The 15938-nt window shown below is 70.1% G+C and carries 15 protein-coding genes and 1 pseudogene; 6 read left to right on the top strand and 10 right to left on the bottom strand.

The annotated features are described in order from the left end of the window. Positions 1 to 62: 62 nt before the first annotated feature. Both ACIBI9_RS32520 and ACIBI9_RS32525 read right to left on the bottom strand, forming a co-directional pair. Complete coding sequence (locus tag ACIBI9_RS32520) at positions 63 to 869, bottom strand: PaaX family transcriptional regulator C-terminal domain-containing protein (protein ID WP_397227537.1); 807 nt, start codon at positions 867 to 869, stop codon at positions 63 to 65. Between the two features lie 245 nt (positions 870 to 1114). After that, on the bottom strand, positions 1115 to 2170 hold the full coding sequence (locus ACIBI9_RS32525; RefSeq protein WP_397227538.1) for a cellulose binding domain-containing protein: 1056 nt from the start codon (positions 2168 to 2170) through the stop codon (positions 1115 to 1117). 376 nt (positions 2171 to 2546) lie between these two features. Here ACIBI9_RS32525 and ACIBI9_RS32530 point away from each other — a divergent pair, with 376 nt between their 5' ends. Together ACIBI9_RS32530 and ACIBI9_RS32535 are read left to right on the top strand one after the other, a co-directional pair. Continuing rightward, positions 2547 to 4181 (top strand): cellulose binding domain-containing protein, encoded by a 1635-nt coding sequence (locus tag ACIBI9_RS32530; protein WP_397227539.1) that lies wholly within the window; start codon positions 2547 to 2549, stop codon positions 4179 to 4181. Positions 4182 to 4262: 81 nt separating this feature from the next. Further along, complete coding sequence (locus ACIBI9_RS32535) at positions 4263 to 4892, top strand: lantibiotic dehydratase C-terminal domain-containing protein (protein WP_397227924.1); 630 nt, start codon at positions 4263 to 4265, stop codon at positions 4890 to 4892. Here the strand turns inward: ACIBI9_RS32535 and ACIBI9_RS32540 are convergent. Further along, a complete protein-coding gene (locus tag ACIBI9_RS32540) occupies positions 4887 to 5303 on the bottom strand; it encodes a VOC family protein (protein ID WP_397227540.1) in 417 nt (138 codons plus the stop codon). The genes ACIBI9_RS32535 and ACIBI9_RS32540 overlap by 6 nt on opposite strands. A gap of 73 nt (positions 5304 to 5376) precedes the next feature. Between ACIBI9_RS32540 and ACIBI9_RS32545 the strand changes: the two genes are divergently transcribed. Further along, positions 5377 to 5994 (top strand): TetR/AcrR family transcriptional regulator, encoded by a 618-nt coding sequence (locus ACIBI9_RS32545; protein ID WP_397227542.1) that lies wholly within the window; start codon positions 5377 to 5379, stop codon positions 5992 to 5994. Here the strand turns inward: ACIBI9_RS32545 and ACIBI9_RS32550 are convergent. From ACIBI9_RS32550 to ACIBI9_RS32570, 5 genes and pseudogenes are all read right to left on the bottom strand, one after another. Further along, a complete protein-coding gene (locus ACIBI9_RS32550; protein WP_397227544.1) occupies positions 5967 to 6782 on the bottom strand; it encodes a carbohydrate ABC transporter permease in 816 nt (271 codons plus the stop codon). The two genes, ACIBI9_RS32545 and ACIBI9_RS32550, sit on opposite strands and share 28 nt — an antisense overlap. Beyond that, the gene (locus ACIBI9_RS32555; protein WP_397227546.1) at positions 6779 to 7663 is read right to left on the bottom strand and encodes a carbohydrate ABC transporter permease; all 885 of its coding nucleotides are present in this window, start codon (positions 7661 to 7663) and stop codon (positions 6779 to 6781) included. The genes ACIBI9_RS32550 and ACIBI9_RS32555 overlap by 4 nt, the downstream gene beginning before the upstream one ends. Then, entirely contained in the window at positions 7660 to 8082 is a 423-nt protein-coding gene (locus tag ACIBI9_RS32560) for a hypothetical protein (protein ID WP_397227548.1), read from the bottom strand. The genes ACIBI9_RS32555 and ACIBI9_RS32560 overlap by 4 nt, the downstream gene beginning before the upstream one ends. Positions 8083 to 8099: 17 nt before the next feature. Continuing rightward, positions 8100 to 8741 (bottom strand): annotated as a pseudogene (locus ACIBI9_RS32565) (ABC transporter substrate-binding protein); the annotation flags it as partial. Between the two features lie 72 nt (positions 8742 to 8813). After that, on the bottom strand, positions 8814 to 9296 hold the full coding sequence (locus tag ACIBI9_RS32570) for a substrate-binding domain-containing protein (RefSeq protein ID WP_397227926.1): 483 nt from the start codon (positions 9294 to 9296) through the stop codon (positions 8814 to 8816). Between ACIBI9_RS32570 and ACIBI9_RS32575 the strand changes: the two genes are divergently transcribed. Both ACIBI9_RS32575 and ACIBI9_RS32580 read left to right on the top strand, forming a co-directional pair. Further along, positions 9250 to 10251, top strand: coding sequence for an ADP-ribosylglycohydrolase family protein (locus ACIBI9_RS32575; RefSeq protein ID WP_397227928.1), 1002 nt, complete (start codon positions 9250 to 9252; stop codon positions 10249 to 10251). The genes ACIBI9_RS32570 and ACIBI9_RS32575 overlap by 47 nt on opposite strands. 322 nt (positions 10252 to 10573) lie before the next feature. Beyond that, on the top strand, positions 10574 to 12031 hold the full coding sequence (locus tag ACIBI9_RS32580) for an MDR family MFS transporter (RefSeq protein ID WP_397227550.1): 1458 nt from the start codon (positions 10574 to 10576) through the stop codon (positions 12029 to 12031). A gap of 168 nt (positions 12032 to 12199) precedes the next feature. On the opposite strand, the gene ACIBI9_RS32585 is transcribed toward ACIBI9_RS32580, so the two are convergent. After that, positions 12200 to 13009 (bottom strand): IclR family transcriptional regulator, encoded by an 810-nt coding sequence (locus ACIBI9_RS32585; RefSeq protein ID WP_397227552.1) that lies wholly within the window; start codon positions 13007 to 13009, stop codon positions 12200 to 12202. A gap of 143 nt (positions 13010 to 13152) precedes the next feature. On the opposite strand from ACIBI9_RS32585, the gene ACIBI9_RS32590 reads away from it, so the two are divergent. Beyond that, positions 13153 to 14085 carry a U32 family peptidase gene (locus ACIBI9_RS32590; RefSeq protein WP_397227554.1) on the top strand — a complete coding sequence of 311 codons (933 nt, stop codon included), beginning with the start codon at positions 13153 to 13155 and terminating at the stop codon, positions 14083 to 14085. A gap of 45 nt (positions 14086 to 14130) precedes the next feature. On the opposite strand, the gene ACIBI9_RS32595 is transcribed toward ACIBI9_RS32590, so the two are convergent. Continuing rightward, a complete protein-coding gene (locus tag ACIBI9_RS32595) occupies positions 14131 to 15768 on the bottom strand; it encodes an arabinogalactan endo-beta-1,4-galactanase (RefSeq protein WP_397227556.1) in 1638 nt (545 codons plus the stop codon). Positions 15769 to 15938: the final 170 nt, after the last annotated feature.

Consider the following 15938-nt stretch of genomic DNA (forward strand, 5'->3'; position numbering starts at 1 on the left):
ATCTGCTATTTTGGGCATGTCAAGGACGGGGCTGACGGCCTCTCCTTGACGCATCCGGGGAGTCACGCGTGGGCGGCCGCCTTGTTCAGCGGGCCGACGCCCAGGGAGGCGCAGAAGTCCTCGGCCTCCAGGGCGAGTCGTTCGTGCAGATCGAGGAAGAGATCGTGCACGTCGCGTCCCACCCAGCCGGCAGGCACCAGTTCCAGAGGCAGATCGGGGTCGTCGAAGGGCAGCATGCGGTAGTCGTGCACGAGGCTGATGCGCTCGACCAGCGCCTCACGCCCGCGCGGCGGCACCGAGGTGAAGCGCGCCAGCAGCGCCCGGTAGGCGTCGCGCTTGGCGAGCAGGGCGACGTGCAACTCCTTGAGGTCCCAGCACCGGTTGGCCATGTCGATGTCGGCGGCGGCTCCCATGGATCGGCTGGTCAGCAGGTCGAGCCGGACCGAGGGCTCCTGGGCGAGCTCCTCCGCGGCCTCTTGCAGGCGGTCGTGGGGAGAGATCCACGTGGACGATGCCAGCGGCCCGAAGCCCAGCCACCTGAGCTTCTTGCGAACGCGCTCCCTGGCGGCGCGATCGGTCTCGGGAACGTGATAGATGACGACGCGCCACTGCCGGTCCCACGGCTCGCGCTCCCGCTGGAAGATGCGCCTGCGTCCCTCGTCGAGCAGGCGCCAGCTCTGGTCGGTCAGGCGATAGAGGGTGGTCCGGCCCTGCTTCTCGGTGTCGAACCAACCTTCTTTGCGCAGCCGTGCCATCACCACCCGGGCCGTGGCCTCCGGGATGTCGAAACCGGCCAGCAGATCGGTGAGAGTCTGCAAGGGGGCCGCGCCGCCGTCGTAGCGCAAGTAGTCACCATAGAGATCGAACACGATCGACCGCGGCTTCACCTGACCCGCCTCCGCTCATCGCAGCCCAGAACGTGAAACAGGCTAGCATGCATGACGATTTGATCTGACGCTCGTCAAATCGCTACTCGAGGCGCTCTTGGCGAAGTAATAGTTTCAAATGAACAGCGACCGTCATTCGAGTGTCGGCTCGAAATCCGGCGATCGCGGGCCGCGGTCGCGGCCCGCGTCGTCGGTGTTCCCGGCGCACCCGGGAAGGCACCACCAGATCAAGGGCTGGAGCAACCGATGCCCGTGGGTGCGTTGGCGCCGTTGCCGCCGGCGACGTATCCGAACGTCGTGGTGCCGGCGCCCGCCAGGGTGCCGTTGTAGGAGGCGTTGCGGACGCTGATCGCGCCGCTGGTGCCGGTGGCGACGCCGCCCCACAGGTTGGTGACGGCCTGCCCGGCGGCCAGGGTCATGCGTACGGTCCACCCGTTCAGCTGCGCCGACCCGTTGTTGCGTACGGTCACCTCCGCCTGGAAGCCGCCGCTCCAGGTGTTGACCGTCCGGTAGGTCGCCGTGCAGGCGCCGCCCTGCCCCGGAGGCGTCGGAGTCGGCGTGGGGGTGGGTGTCGGTGTCGGTGTCGGGGTCCCCTCCAGGCTGCCGGGGACCGAACGGAGGGCGTTGTACCAGACGGTCGCCATCTTGCTGTAGCCGCCGGCGTTGGGGTGGACGCCGTCGGCCAGGTCCGCGGTGGTCAGGGCGCTGTACATGTCGACCAGGTGGACGTGTTTGCCGGCCGAGGCCCTGGACTGCACGATCCCGGGGATCGCCGAGTTGAAGCCCCTGACGGTCGGGTCGGCGCCGTTGAGGGGGATGATCGTGGCCACGAACACCTCTGCGTCGGGCGCGGTGCCGGTGATGCGGTCGATGAGCGTGGCCAGCCTGGAGGACGCGCCGTTCGGGTTCTGGTACATGTCGTTGGTGCCGATGTGCAGCAGGATCGTGCGCGGCTGGTAGGTGCGCAGCCAGCTCACGATGTTGGCGTCGATCTGGTCGATGCGCCATCCGGAGTGGCCTTCGTGGTCGTGGTCGCCCAGGCTCGCCGGCCCGTTGAACTGGGATCCGACGAAGTCGACCCGGTAGCCGCCCGCCACCAGCTTCTGCCACAGGTCGACGCGGTAACCCCCTGGCACGTTGAACCCGTCGGTGATCGAGTCGCCGAGTGGCATCACCCGTACGCCGCCGTTCGACTCCGCGCCGGCCGCCGTGGTGTACACCGTGGCCGCGAGCAGCGCCAGCACGGCGACCAGGCCGCTCAGCAGGCGCACCATCCTCACCATGGACGTCTCCGTTTCTGTGAGCGCCAACAGAGAGCGCGGTCCCCGAACGGTCGGCTCCTTGCACGTGGAGCGAACCTTGCCAGGCGCAGATACGTCAATGCGGTTCCCCGCCGAGGATGTCCTCCCGCTCGCCGTCTTCCCTGGTCGCGGAGCGCGGGCCGGCCGGACGGGAGATGAAAATTTCACGCCACCGGCCACTGAAACGTTTCGGATATCGGGCCTGACTGAACCCCCTGGGCACGCTCCGTACAGGGCTTGGAGGGGCCGGTAAGGCTTCCGAAACATTTCGGATAGCTATTGACACCTTTCGGAGCGCTTTCCACACTGGCCGACGTCAGAGCGCGTCGGCGTCCTCGAAAGGCATGAGGAGTTCACCTTGGGCACATCCCTCCGAACGGCCCGCAGGCCGACACTCGCCGCGCTCGGCGCGGCCGTGCTCGTCGCCGCGGCCGTCCTCGTCCACCTCGTCTCGCCGAGCGCGAACGCGGGCGCGGGCGCGGCTGCCTGCGGCTCGCTGCCGTCATCCCTGCCCGCCCCCGGGTCGCTGCCGGCGGTCCCGGAACTGCCCGATCCGTTCAAGTCGTGGGACGGAACCAGGCTGGCCGGCTCTTCGGAGTGGGCCTGCCGCAGGGCGCAGCTCAGCGAGCTGATCCAGTACTACGAGTACGGGCACCTGCCGCCCGCGCCCACCAGCGTCACCGGCACCCGCAACGGCACCACGCTGGCCGTGACCGTGCAGGCCAACGGCCGCTCGGCCACGTTCAACGCGACCGTGCGGCTGCCCGGCGGCAACGGCCCGTTCCCCGCGCTCATCCTGTTCAACCCGCTGGCGGCAAGCGCGACCAGCCGCGGGTATGCCGAGGTCAGCATCGATCCCAACAGCATCGCCGCCGACAGCACCTCCAAGACCGGCGCGTTCTGGACGCTGTACAACGGCGCCAACGTGGACACCGGGGTGCTCATGGCCTGGGCGTGGGGCGTCCACCGGACGCTGGACGCGATCAAGGCGGCGGTGCCCCAGATCGACGCGACCAAGGTCGGCGTGTCGGGTTACTCCCGTTACGGCAAGGCGGCCGTGGTCGCGGGGGCGTTCGACGAGCGGATCGCGCTGACCGTGCCGGGATCGTCCGGCACGGCCGGGATGGGCAACTACCGGTTCTTCTTCACCGGCAACACCAACGACGAGAAGCTCGAGGACATCCTCGGCGCCGCCTACTGGTTCACGCCGCGGTTCGCCACGTTCCGCAACCAGGCCAACCGGCTGCCGTTCGACCAGCACTCGGTGGCGGCGCTGGTGGCGCCCCGCCCGCTGCTGGCCACCAACGGCACCGAGGGCTCGGACGTGCGGACCAACCCCCAGGGCACCGGCCTGACCTACCGGGGGGCCAAGATGGTCTACCAGTACCTCGGCGCCGCCGACCGGATCGGCATCGCCTACCGCCCGGGCGGCCACCAGATCGATATGAACGATTACAACGCGATCATGGACTTCGCCGACAAGCACCTCATGGGCAAGCCCGTCTCGCGTACGTTCGACAACGTGCCCTATCCCGCGCCCACCCCGGCGCAGATCCCCTGGACCATCCCTGCCGACGGCACACCCGGCCCGACCCCGACCCCGACGCCCACCCCGACGCCCACCCCGACGCCCACCCCGACGCCCACCCCGACGCCCACCCCGACCCCGACTCCGACACCCACTCCCACGCCGGTGCCGATCGGATGCGCGGCGACGATCGAGACGGTCAACGCCTGGCCCGGAGGCTTCCAGTCCACGGTCACCGTCCGCGCCGGCAACGCGGCGGTCAACGGCTGGACGGTCACCTGGAACTGGCCCGGATCGCAGAGCATCACCCAGCTGTGGGGCGGCGTCCGCTCGGGCACCGCGCCGTCCGTCAGCGTCCGCAACGAGTCCTGGAACGGCAGGCTCGCCGCCAACGCCACCGCCAGCTTCGGCTTCACCGCCACAGGGACCGCCGCCACCCCGGCGCTCACCTGCACCGCCACCTGACCACGGCCGTCACTGCGCTCATCTGCACGGCCACCTGACCGCGGCCGCCCGGCGCTCACGCCGTGGCCGCCGGACAACTCCATCCGCGACGCGCCGTACGACTCGCGCCGGCACGTGCTCGGCAGCGACGAGGCGGTGGACCTGCTCACCGCGTTCTACGCAGATGCCACCCCGCTGCTGTTCGGCATGCTGGAGCACGTGCGCGCGGGCCGGGACAGCAAGACGGGGCTGGCGCTGAGCCTCATGCTGACCGTCGCGCACACGTCGCGGCGCATCGACCGCAGCTACCTGTCGTACCGGATGCACGCGGAGGGATTCATCACGTGGGCGGCCGACCCGGCGGGGGTCCGCGCGTCGTTCGAGCAGAGCTTCCGGGAACGGCGGGCGGCGCTGACGGGACGCGTGCGGGACGTCGTCGCCGCCCTGGACGACCGCGCCGCCCCGCCCGTGCCGTTCGTACGGGAGTGGGCGGCGCTGCTGGAGGAGTACCGGCGGCGGGCCGGGGCGCTGCTGGACGACGGCCGGCTGACCGACCCGGCCTTCCTGCGCTACCGGGTGCTGCTCAACTACACGTACCTGCACCTGACCCGGCTCGGGCTCACCCCGCTCGACCGGTTCAGGACCTGCCACCTGCCGGCCGACGCGGTGGAGGACGTCTACGGCCTGTCGGGGCTGGACACCCTGCGCCGCTTCGCCGACCGGGCGTCATGAGCCGACGTACTGCTCGGCGTACTCCGCCGAGGGTGCGATCGGGGTGATGACGTCGATGAGGACCCCGTTGGGATCGGCCACGATGAAGTGCCGCTGCCCGAAGTCCTCGCTGCGCAGCGCGAGCTCGGCGGTCAGCCCCGCGCCGACGACGAGCCGTTCCCATTCGGCGTCCACGTCCTCCACCTCGAAGTTCAGCAGCAGCCCGCGGACAGGGGTGCGATACGCCTCGGGCAGCGTCGGGTGGGTGTGGTCGAGCAGCGCGAGCTCATACGGCGGCGTCCCAGGGCGCCGCAGGCTGACGTACCAGTCGGCCTTGAACGTCGTCTCGAACCCCAGCAGCCCGGTGTAGAAGTCGCGCGACTCCTGAAGCCGGGTGGTGCAGATCACGGGATAGAAGCTGGTCAGTTCCATACGAACCCCTTTCACGTACCATCGGTACGTGAATGTGTATTTGACGTACCATCGGTATGTCAAGGGAGGAAACATGAAGACGCACGGCGTCAGGGCACAGCAGCGGGAGCAGACCAGGCAGACCCTGCTGCGGGAGAGCAGGCGCCTGTTCGCGGAGCGGGGATACGGCGCGGTGAGCCTGTCGGAGATCGTTTCCGAGGCGGGGGTGACCAAGGGCGCGCTCTACCATCTCTTCGAGAGCAAGGCCGAGTTGTTCAGGGCCGTCCTGGAGCAGGTGCAGCAGGAGGTGGCCGAGACGGTGGCGCGGACCGCCGACGTCCACGACGACCTCTGGACCCGCCTGACCGTCGGCTGCCAGGCGTTCCTGACCGCCAGCACGGCCCCGGGCGTGCAGCGGATCATGCTCGTCGACGGCCCCGCCGTGCTCGGCTGGAACGAGTGGCGCGCGATGGACGAGGCCGCCTCGGCCCGCCACCTGGCCGACGCGCTCACCGACCTGATCAAGGAGGGCACGATCGCGCCCCAGCCGGTCGCGCCGCTGACCCACCTGCTGTCGGGCGCGATGAACGAGGCGGCGCTGTGGCTGGCCGGGTCGCACGACCCCGCCGACCTGCCTGCCACCCAGGCCGCCCTGGCGCGGCTGCTGGAGGCGCTACGCGACGGTCAGCCGGACATCCCCGAGGAGGTGTAGCCCTCGACGAAGCGGCGCTGCAGAGACAGGAACAGCACCAGGGGCGGCAGAGCCATGATCAGACCGGCCGCGCTGACGAGCGCCCAATCGGGGGAGAAACTTTGCTGGAAGGAGTAGAGCGACAGGGAGACCGGCAGCTTCTCGCTGTCCTGGATGAACGTCACGGCCAGCAGGAACTCGTTGTACGCCTGCAGCCCCGCGATCAGGCCCGCGGTGAGGACACCCGGCCAGATCAACGGGAAGACGATGCGGACGAACAGCCGCACCTCTCCCGCGCCGTCCAGACGCGCCGCGGCTTCGTACTCCTTGGGGACGGCGAGCAGGAACGAGCGGATCAGCAACGTGGCGAACGGACTGTAGATGGCCCAGTAGATGACGATCAGACCGAACCTGCTGTCGTACAGCCCGAGCTTCGTCCACAGGGACAGCAGTGGCACCAGGAACAGCTGGATGGGCAGCGAGCTGGCGACCAGCAGGTAGAGGATGAACAGTCCGGGTTTGGGCAGGTCGAGCCGGCCGAGTGCGTAGGCGGCGCAGCCGGAGATGACGCAGACCCCCGCCGCGGTCGACACGGCGATGATCGCGCTGTTGACCAGCCCGGCGCCCATGTTCGCGTCGGCCCAGGCCGTCGCGAAGTTCTCCCAGCGGAACTCGCCGGGAAGTCCGAGGGGGTCGGCGCTGATCTCGCTCGGAGTCTTCAGCGAGGCCAGGACGAAGACCAGCATCGGGCCGAGGGCGTAGACGGCCAGGACGGTCAGGATCAGGTAGGCGAACGGGCGCCGGGTCATATCTCCCACCTCAGGCGGCGGCGCAGGTAGAGGTAGCCGCCGACGGTGACCGCGCTGATCAGGGCCAGGATGACGCCGATCGCCGAGGCGTAGCCGGCCTGCTGCTCGCTGAACGCGGCGCGGTACATCACGGTGCTGAGCACGTCGGTCGAGCCGGCGGGACCTCCCTGGGTCAGGATGTAGATGTAGTCGAAGACCAGGAACGACCAGATGACGGTCATCAGCGACAGGAACATGAAGGTCGGGCGGATCGACGGCAGGGTGATGTGCCAGAACTCGCGCCAGCTGCCGGCGCCGTCCATCCTCGCGGCCTCGTAGAGCGACGGCTCGATCGACTGCATGGCCGCCAGGAAGATCACGACCAGGAAACCCCGCCACTGCCAGTTGTTGATGAAGGCGACCGCGCCGAGGGCGAACCGCCCGTCACCCAGGAAGTTCACGTCGTTGAGCCAGGGGATGCCCAGGCTGCCGAGAGCGGGTGCTAGACCGCTGGCCGGGCTGAGGATCTGCCGCCAGATGGCGGCCGAGACGACGGTCGCGATCACGTACGGGATGAAGTAGAGCAGCCGGAACAGCAGCTGGCCGCGCCGGATCCTGGACAGCAGGAAGGCGCCGAGCAGCCCCATCGACATCGGCACGACCAGGAAGAAGGCCGTCCAGAGCAGGTTGTGCAGCAGCGCCCCGCGGAAGTCGGGGCTGCCGAACAGCGCCGCGTAGTTGGCCAGCCCGACGAAGTGCGCCTCGTCGAGGCCGTCCCAGTCGGTGAAGGAGTAGTACACCGACATCAGGCCGGGCCCGGCGACGACGAGCAGGTTCACGAGCAGCAGAGGGGCGATGAACAGCCAGGCCGTCAGCCGGGCGCGGGCACGGGGCGCGCTCACGACTCGGGGGCGAACGGCTTGGCCACCGCGCCCGCCGCGAACTCGGCGGCGAAGGTCTTCTGCAGTCCGGCGCAGAAGTCGGCGGGCGACATCGCCCCCGTGATGACCTTGTCGAACTCGGTGTAGAGATAGGTGTCCGTCTTCGGCGGGACGAAGCTCCAGCTCGCGTAGCCCAGGTTCGTGGTCTCGGGGATGGCCTTGTACAGCCGCGCCACCCGCTCGTCCATCCCGGCGGGGTAGGCGTCGGCGGAGACCTTGAGCGGCGGGGGGTTGGTGCCGGTCGTGGCGAGGAAGCCGAGCATGCGCTTGGGATCGGCGATGAGGTAGTCGATGAACTCGGCCGCCCCCGCCGGGTTCTCCGAACGCGCGTTGATCGACAGCGTCGTGCCGATCGCCAGCGGATAGACCCCGGCGGGCACGCGAAGACCTTGTCGTCCCACTTGCGGACGCCGGTCAGCGCCTCGTGGATCGCCTTCGGGCCCGCGGCGGCGTTCAGGACGCAGGTCAGGTACCACTCGCTCTGCGCCTTGTAGCCGCTGTTGCCCGCCCCGACGGGGATCAGGCCCGCGCTCTTGGCGGCGGCGCACACGGTCTCGAACTCGGCCAGCGTGGTCGGCACCTTCCAGCCGTGCTGGGCGAAGGTGTCGGGGTTGTAGTAGAGCACCAGCGAGCCGTAGCCGACGGGCACGGAGTGGAGCTTGCCGTCGATCTTGCTGACCTCGTACGCCCAGGGCAGCAGCTTGTCCTGCCAGCCGTACTTCTTGGCGTATTCGTCGAGCGCCACGGTCTTGGAGCTCTTGGCGAAGGACAGGGCGGCCGAGGGGCCGTCGGCGTAGACGACGTCGGGGCCCTTGCCCGCCGCCACCGCGGTGTTGGTCAGGTTGCCCAGCGTCATGAGCTGCTTGACGTCCATCTTGACGCGGACGTCCTTGGCGCTCTTGTTGAAGGCGTCGACGAGGTTCTGCCGGAAGTACTTCTCGCTGTCGGGCGTGGCGAAGGCGGCCCAGTAGGTGACGCTCTTGCTGCCGGAGCCGGGGGACGAGCTGCCGCACGCGGCGAGCGCCAGACCGGCGGCCACGGTGGTGCCGCTCAGTTTGAGGAAGTCACGGCGGGCGAGGTTGAGGGACAAGGTGGATCTCCTTACGGACGGCTAGGACGAGTCGCGGACGATGAGCCGGTGAGCGAGGACGATCTCGCGGGCCGTGTCGTCGTACTCGCCGGCCAGCCGGTCGAGCAGAAGACGTGCGCAGGTCCTGCCGATCTCGCGGGCCGGGTTGAGCACTGTGGTCAGGGCGGGGGTGATGAGGGAGGCGGCCTCGATGTCGTCGTAGCCGGTGACGGCCACGTCGCCGGGCACGGACAGGCCGAGCTGCCTGGTCACGTCGAGCGCTCCGACGGCGATCAGGTCGTTGGCGCAGACCAGGGCGTCGGGGCGGGGCGAGCGGGCGAGCAGGACCTTGGCCCCCTCCACGCCTCCCGCCCGGGTGAACGTGCCCGAGTGGATCAGCTCGGGCAGGATCGGCCGGCCGGCCTCGCGCAGCGCCCGCTCGTAGCCTTCGAGCCTGATCTGGCTCGGGTGCGCCGGGCTGGCCGCCGGCGACGCCGCCGGCCTTCCCGCCCAGTTCCACCGCAGGGCCGGATCGGCCTGGGCGCGGGCCGCCGGTTGGCGGCTCTCGGCCGCGCTGGACGAACAGCGGGTCTCGCGCCCGTTGCTGCCGTTCACCCTCGGCATCGGGGACGACATCCCGCTGTCTCCCACGGACGACGCCGAGAGCGCGGCCATGGCCGCGCTGGTGCTCCTCGAGGCGCCGGGCCACGACTCGGCCGCGCTCTTCGCCGAATGGCGCAGGCGGATGTCGGCCGACGTCTGGACCGGTGTGGCCGAACGCTCCGCGATCATCAACGCCGCCAGGGGCCTGACGCCGCCCGCCACCGGCAACGACAACCCGATGCACTACTCCGACAGCGCCGTGCCCGCAGGAGTCTCGACCGGCCTCTACTACGCCGGCGACCCGGCCACCGCCGCCGAGGTCGCGGGACGCTACGCCGAGATCACCCACGCCGAGGACGGGGTCTGGGCCGCTCAGGCCATGGCCGTCGCCATCGCCTCGCTGGTCGGCGGCGCCTCCCTCCGCGACGCGCTACGGGAGGCGGCGAGCGCCTTCCCCGAGGACAGCTGGACCGCCCGCAACCTCGCCGGGGCGGCTCGCGTCCGCGAGTCGGCGCGCACGGCCTTCGACGCCGTTCCCGGCCTGGTCGAGCGGCTCAGCCCGGCCGTGTACAGCCATGGGGGAGTGGCCGCCGAGACCCTGCCCGCGGCCTTCGTCCTGGCGGAACTGGCGGACGGCGACCTCGCCACGGCCCTCGGCCCGGCCGCGCTGGTCGCACGGCAGTCCGACAGCATGCCCGCCATGGTGGGCGCGCTGTGCGGCGCGGCGTCGGGAGCCGCCGTCGTCCCCGACGCCTGGCGCCGGCACGTCGACGAGATCGCGGGCGTGCTGATCCCCGACCTGAAGGGGCTCAGCCTCACGGCTCTCGCGGGGCGGCTGTTGGCCGCATCGGAGGCGGACGTCGACGGGCCCGGATGAGAGGACAGCCGCCTGCGGGTCGTCCGCGTCGGCCCGCAGGGTGATGCCGGTCCGCAGGGTGATGAGGCGAGGCCGAGGGCCCATGACGCCGGGCGCGAGCGCCGTCGGCACGGTGAGCACCCTCGTTCGCCCGATCTCGCGGTGCGTGGTGCGGCGCTAAAAGCGGGTGACATTTCGCATCACGTGCAGGAATGTTGGACGTGGGCGATGAGTTTTGTCGGTGGCGTCGGTCAGTCTGTGTATGACCACGACTACTCGTGAGACCCAAGGCTGGAATGCCAGCCGTGACCACACCATGTTCGACGACTCCGATAGAGGTACCGTGCCCAGCCCACAGCTCGACTCACCCGCCAAGTCCGCGGCCCCCCGCTCAGGCCGCACCCCGGCCGTGATCCGGCTGCTTGTGCTCGCCACGTTCGTGGTCATCCTCAATGAGACGATCATGATCAATGCGATCCCGCGGTTGATGGACGCGCTGCACATCACCGAGCAGACCGCGCAGTGGCTTTCGACCGCCTTCATGCTGACCATGGCCGCGGTCATCCCGATCACCGGCTGGTTCCTGCAGCGGGTGTCCACCCGCAGCGCGTACACGGTCGCGATGGGCCTGTTCCTGGTCGGCACGGCGTTGGCCACCGTCGCGCCGACGTTCGAGGTGCTGCTGGGCGCCCGCATCATCCAGGCGTCCGGGACGGCCGTGATGATGCCGCTGCTGATGACCACGCTGATGCAGGTCGTGCCCGAGGAGGACCGGGGCCGGGTCATGGGCAACGTCACCCTGGCCATCTCGGTCGCGCCCGCGATGGGCCCGGCGATCTCGGGGGTGATCCTGCAGTTCGGCTCCTGGCGCCTGCTGTTCGCCGTGGTGTTCCCCATCGCCGCCCTGATCGCCTGGAGCGGCCTGAAGCGGCTGAAGAACATCGGCGAGCCCCAGTTCAGCACCATCGACTGGTTCAGCGTGGTGACCGCGGCGGCGGGCTTCGGCGGCCTGGTCTACGGGCTCAGCCGGTTCGAGGGCGGTGACGCCCGCGTTGCCGCCGGGATCGTGGCGGCCGGGTTGATCACCATCGCCGTCTTCGTCTTCCGCCAGCTGTCGTTGCAGAAGCGCGACGTACCGCTGATGGACCTGCGCACCCTGCGCCACCGCACCTACACCGTCGCGCTGATCCTGATGTCGGTGGCCTTCATGGCGATGCTCGGCTCGATGATCCTGCTGCCGTTGTACCTGCAGAGCATCCGCGGACTCAGCGCTCTCGAGACCGGGCTCCTCGTGATGCCGGGCGGCCTGGCGATGGGCCTGCTCGGCCCGACCGTCGGCCGCCTGTTCGACAAGTTCGGCGGCCGGGTGCTGGTCATCCCCGGCGCGATCGGGATCATGGTCGCGCTCACCGGCTTCACCCAGGTCACGATGACCATGCCGTACTGGCAGATCCTCGGCCTGCACGCGCTGCTGATGGTGGGCCTGGCCGCGACCTTCACCCCGGTGTTCACCCTCGGGCTCGGCGCGGTTCCCCCGCCGCTCTACTCCCACGGCAGCTCGATCCTGAGCACGCTGCAGCAGGTCTCGGCGGCCTTCGGCACCGCGCTCGTGATCACCGTGATGAGCGCGCGAGCCGACGCCCTGAGATCCGCGGACGTCCCCGAGGCGCTCGCCACCCTCGACGGCATGCGACTGGCCTTCATCATCGGCGCGGTGCTGTCCGTGGCCGTGGTCATCACCGCCCTGCTCCTGCCGGCGAAGGCCGAACGCGCCGGCGAATTGGAGGGACACGGCCACTGAAGCGCATCACCGGCCCTGACCCCGCCCCGGCACTGTGCTGCCTGGGTCGGGGCCGAATGAAGGTGTCTTGCGGGCCCCGCTGACCTGGCCGGGTGGTGCCTGCACGCGGTCCCCCGTCTGCCGGTGAGCACGGGCGCGAGGGCCGCCCGGTTGCTGAGGGGGCGGTGGTCAGCGGCCGGGCGGCTGGGGAACGCGGCGGTGCGGTGCCTGAGCGCCGTCGTGGTGGCCGAGGCGTTGGGAGAGGGTGGCGGCGCCGGCGCGGACGAGGTCGGTCCACTGCCGGCGGCGCTGGTCGGTCCAGCGGACGGTGGGCACCGAGACGCTCATCGCGGCCACCACGCGTTCGGTGTGATCGAGCACGCCGACGGCGACGCAGGCGACCGCTTCGTTGGACTCGCAGTCGTCGTAGGCCACGCCGGCCCGGCGGATCTCGGTCAGTTGCGCACGTAGTCCGGCGTGCGTGGTGATGCTGTTCGGGGTCATCGACTGGAGGGGCCGGTCGTGCGGGTAGCGCGCATCGAGTGCCTCGGGAGCCAGGGCGGACAGCAGCATCTTCCCGACCGCGGTGCAGTGCGCCGGGAGCCGGCGGCCGACCGCGGAGACCATCCGTACCGAATGAGTGCTGTCCACCTTGGCGATGTACACCACCTCGGCCCCGTCCAGGATCGCCACGTGCACGCTCTCGTCGCAGGCGGCGGCCACCTCGGTGGCCGCGTGCTGAGCCTGCCGGGCCAGGTCCAGGCGGTCGGCGAACAGCCCGCCCAGCTCGAAGAGCTTCATGCCCAGCTGGTAGCGGATCGGGGCGCTCGGCTCGGCTACCAGGTAGCCGCGGTCGACCAGGGTGTTGACCAGCTCGTGCACGGTGGTCCGGGGCAGGCCGAGCCGGGCGGTGATGTCGGAGGCGGCCAGCGCGCCCTCGGCCAGGAACAGCTCGAGGATGTCGAGCGCTCGGTTGAGCGCCGGAACCGTTCGGGCCATCGCTTCTCCTGCCGGTCGGGGTCGGGTGGCCGCAGCATATCCATCGGCCGGCATTGACGACCGCGAGCCGGAATCGTTAGCCTCCGCATGTCGATATACCGAACTCTGTTCGAGATTTCGAACAATATGGGACTGGGAGCGCGATGTCCACCACCAATGAGCTGCTCGTCCGGCTTGGGCTGCCTGCTGACGACGGGTCCACGCCGCCGCCGTCTCCCGGCCGGTTCCCCGACGGGGCCCAGTACCGCGTCGAGATTCCCAGCGTGGAGGGGCCGGCCAGCCTCGCCGCCGTCCTGCGCGAGGCGCGACGGCTGGACGTCCCGGTCACCCGGGTCTCGCAGGGCACCGGGGTGGGGCTGCTCACGGACGGCGAGATCACCGAGATGGTCGGCATGGCCGCCGACGCGGGGGTGGAGCTGTCCTTGTTCGCCCGGCCGTGTGCCGGCTGGGACACCTCCGCGATGAGCCGCGCGCCCGCCGGGGGTGGCCTGGCCCCGGCGGTGCGCGGGCAGGACCAGCTGGTCGCCGTGGTGGACGAGATCCGCCGGGCGGCCGAGCTGGGCGTGCGCAGCGTTCTGATCGCCGACGTGGGCGTGCTCTCGGTGTTCGGCCGGCTGCGCGACAGCGGGGAGCTGCCTGCGGAGATGCAGGCCAAGGTGTCGGTGATGCTCCCGATCGCGAACCCGGCCACCGCCAAGGTGATCGGCGGGCTCGGCGCGGACACGCTCAACCTGCCGACCGACCTGACCCTCGCGCAGATCGGGGCCATTCGCAGCGCGGTCACCCAGCCGCTGGACATCTACGTCGAGTCTCCGGACAACCTGGGCGGTTTCGTCCGCCACTACGAGCTGCCCCGGCTGGTGGAGCTGGCGGCGCCGGTGTACGCGAAGTTCGGCCTGCGCAACGCCCCGGACATCTACCCGTCCGGCAGCCACCTGGAGGCAACCTCGGTGGCGCTGTCGATCGAGCGGGTCCGCCGCGCCAGGCTGGGGCTGGACCTGCTGGCGCGGGCCGGTTCGAAGGCCGTGTGTTCCGCCGCCGGCGCTGCCGGGCTGGCCCTGCCGGTCACCGGCTGACGCCGGGTGGGGCGGACCTGCCAGGTCGCGCCCCACCCGGATCGGTCATCGCCCGCCGTCGACGTTGTATCGGTACGCGTCCAGCGCGGGCAGCGCCTTGCCGGTGAAGTCGAACAGGGTGGTGTTGCTGACGAAGTTCGGCTCGCCGACCTCCCAGCCGACTCCGGGCGCCGGGATCATGACCGGGTCCCAGTAGAGATCGCCGATCACGGCGCCGTCGGGCACGCTCTTGAGGGCGGCGAACAGCTCGTAGAGGAAGTCGCGCTGCCCGGCGGGCGTCTCCCCGTAGGGCACGGGGCCGTTGTCGTGCAGCTGGCCTTCAAGACCTTCGTGGGTGACCGGGTTCCAGTTGATGCCGGTCTCCATCACCATGATCTTCTTGTTGAACTCCCGGCTGATGGTGTCGAAGAACTGGACGACGGTGGGGATGTCACGGCGGGTCCAGAACGGGTAGTAGGACGAGCCGATGAGGTCGTACGGGACGCCGAGCTGGTTGAGCAGGCCGAAGAACCAGCGGTACTCGTCGTAGTCGCCGGCGTCGGTGATGTGGATGATGACCTGCGTGTCCGGCGACACCTCCTTGGTGGCGCGGTAGCCGGCCTTGAGGAACCGGGCCAGCGCCGGTGCTCCGTCAGCGGTGTAGGAGTAGCCGTAGGGGTAGAGCAGCCCGCCCTGCATCTCGTTGCCGAGCGAGACGAAGGCCGGTGGCGTGCCCTGGGCGGCCATCCGCCGGAGGAAGTACTTGGTGTAGTCGTAGACGTAGGTCTCCAGCTTGTCGACGGCCTGGTCGCGGGGCAGGTCCGTGACGTCGCGCCAGTCCTTGGGGATGTCCTGGATCTCGCCGTTGGTCCAGTAGTCGCTGTAGTGGAACGTCAGCTGGATCCGCATGCCGTACCGGGCGGCGCGCCGGGCGAGGTCGAGGATGTCCTCCTCGTCCTGGTAGCCCTCGGGTAGGTAGTGGCCGGGATAGCCGACCCGCGGGTGGTCGGGGCCGGTGTCGTTGTAGAGGCGCAGGCGGACGATGTCCGTCCCGTTCTCCGCCATGATCTTCAGCGGGTCCTGGCGGCTACCGCGCTCGTCGTAGTACCTGCCGCCGCTGTCCTCCACCCAGTTGAGCATCGTGATGTCGCCGCCGGCGAGGAAGTCGTACGGCGCTCCGGCGGTCAAGCGCACGTCGTCGAGCCGGGTCCAGCCGCCCTGGGGAGCCTCGGTGTGCAGGCCGATGGTGAGCCGGCCGTGCCGGACCTCGATGCCGCGGATGGTGACGACTGTCCAGGCGGACGACACCGGCACCGCGGTGCGTGCCTGGCGTCCACCGGCCGGCGTGGCGAACAGGTAATCGGCGCGCTGCCCGCCGCCGCTCTGGGCGTAGGCGGTGAGGGTGTAGTGCCCGTCGGGAACGCGCACGGTCTGGGTGGTGGTGGCCGTGTACGCCCGCGTGCCGTTGTGCTGCAGCGCGAACGCGCCGGTCCGGGCGGGCCCGGCGACCGTCGCCGCGCCGCGGGTGCCCGCCGTGCGCCAGCCTGGTAACTCGGCCGGCTTGGTGGGCGGGGTCTCGAAGCCGGCGTTGCGGAGCTCGGGGGAGGGCGCTGCTTGGGCGGCGGCAGGCACAACGGGCCCGAGCAGGCTGAGGACCAGTCCGGCGGCCAGGCATGCGCGAGCACTCCAACTGGCCATGGGCATCACGGCTCCTTCGAAATGGGGGGATGGGAGCGATGGCACGGCCCAGTGTGGCTCTCATGTTTCAGGAGCGTCAACGGGATTAATACTATTTTTCACTGCAAAAGTATGCTTGTTTGCGGTAGGGTCGCCGCCGTCGGCCGGACCTCGCCGAGGTCGGGAAGCAAGGAGGC

The sequence above is a fragment of the Nonomuraea sp. NPDC050451 genome, from assembly GCF_044458585.1.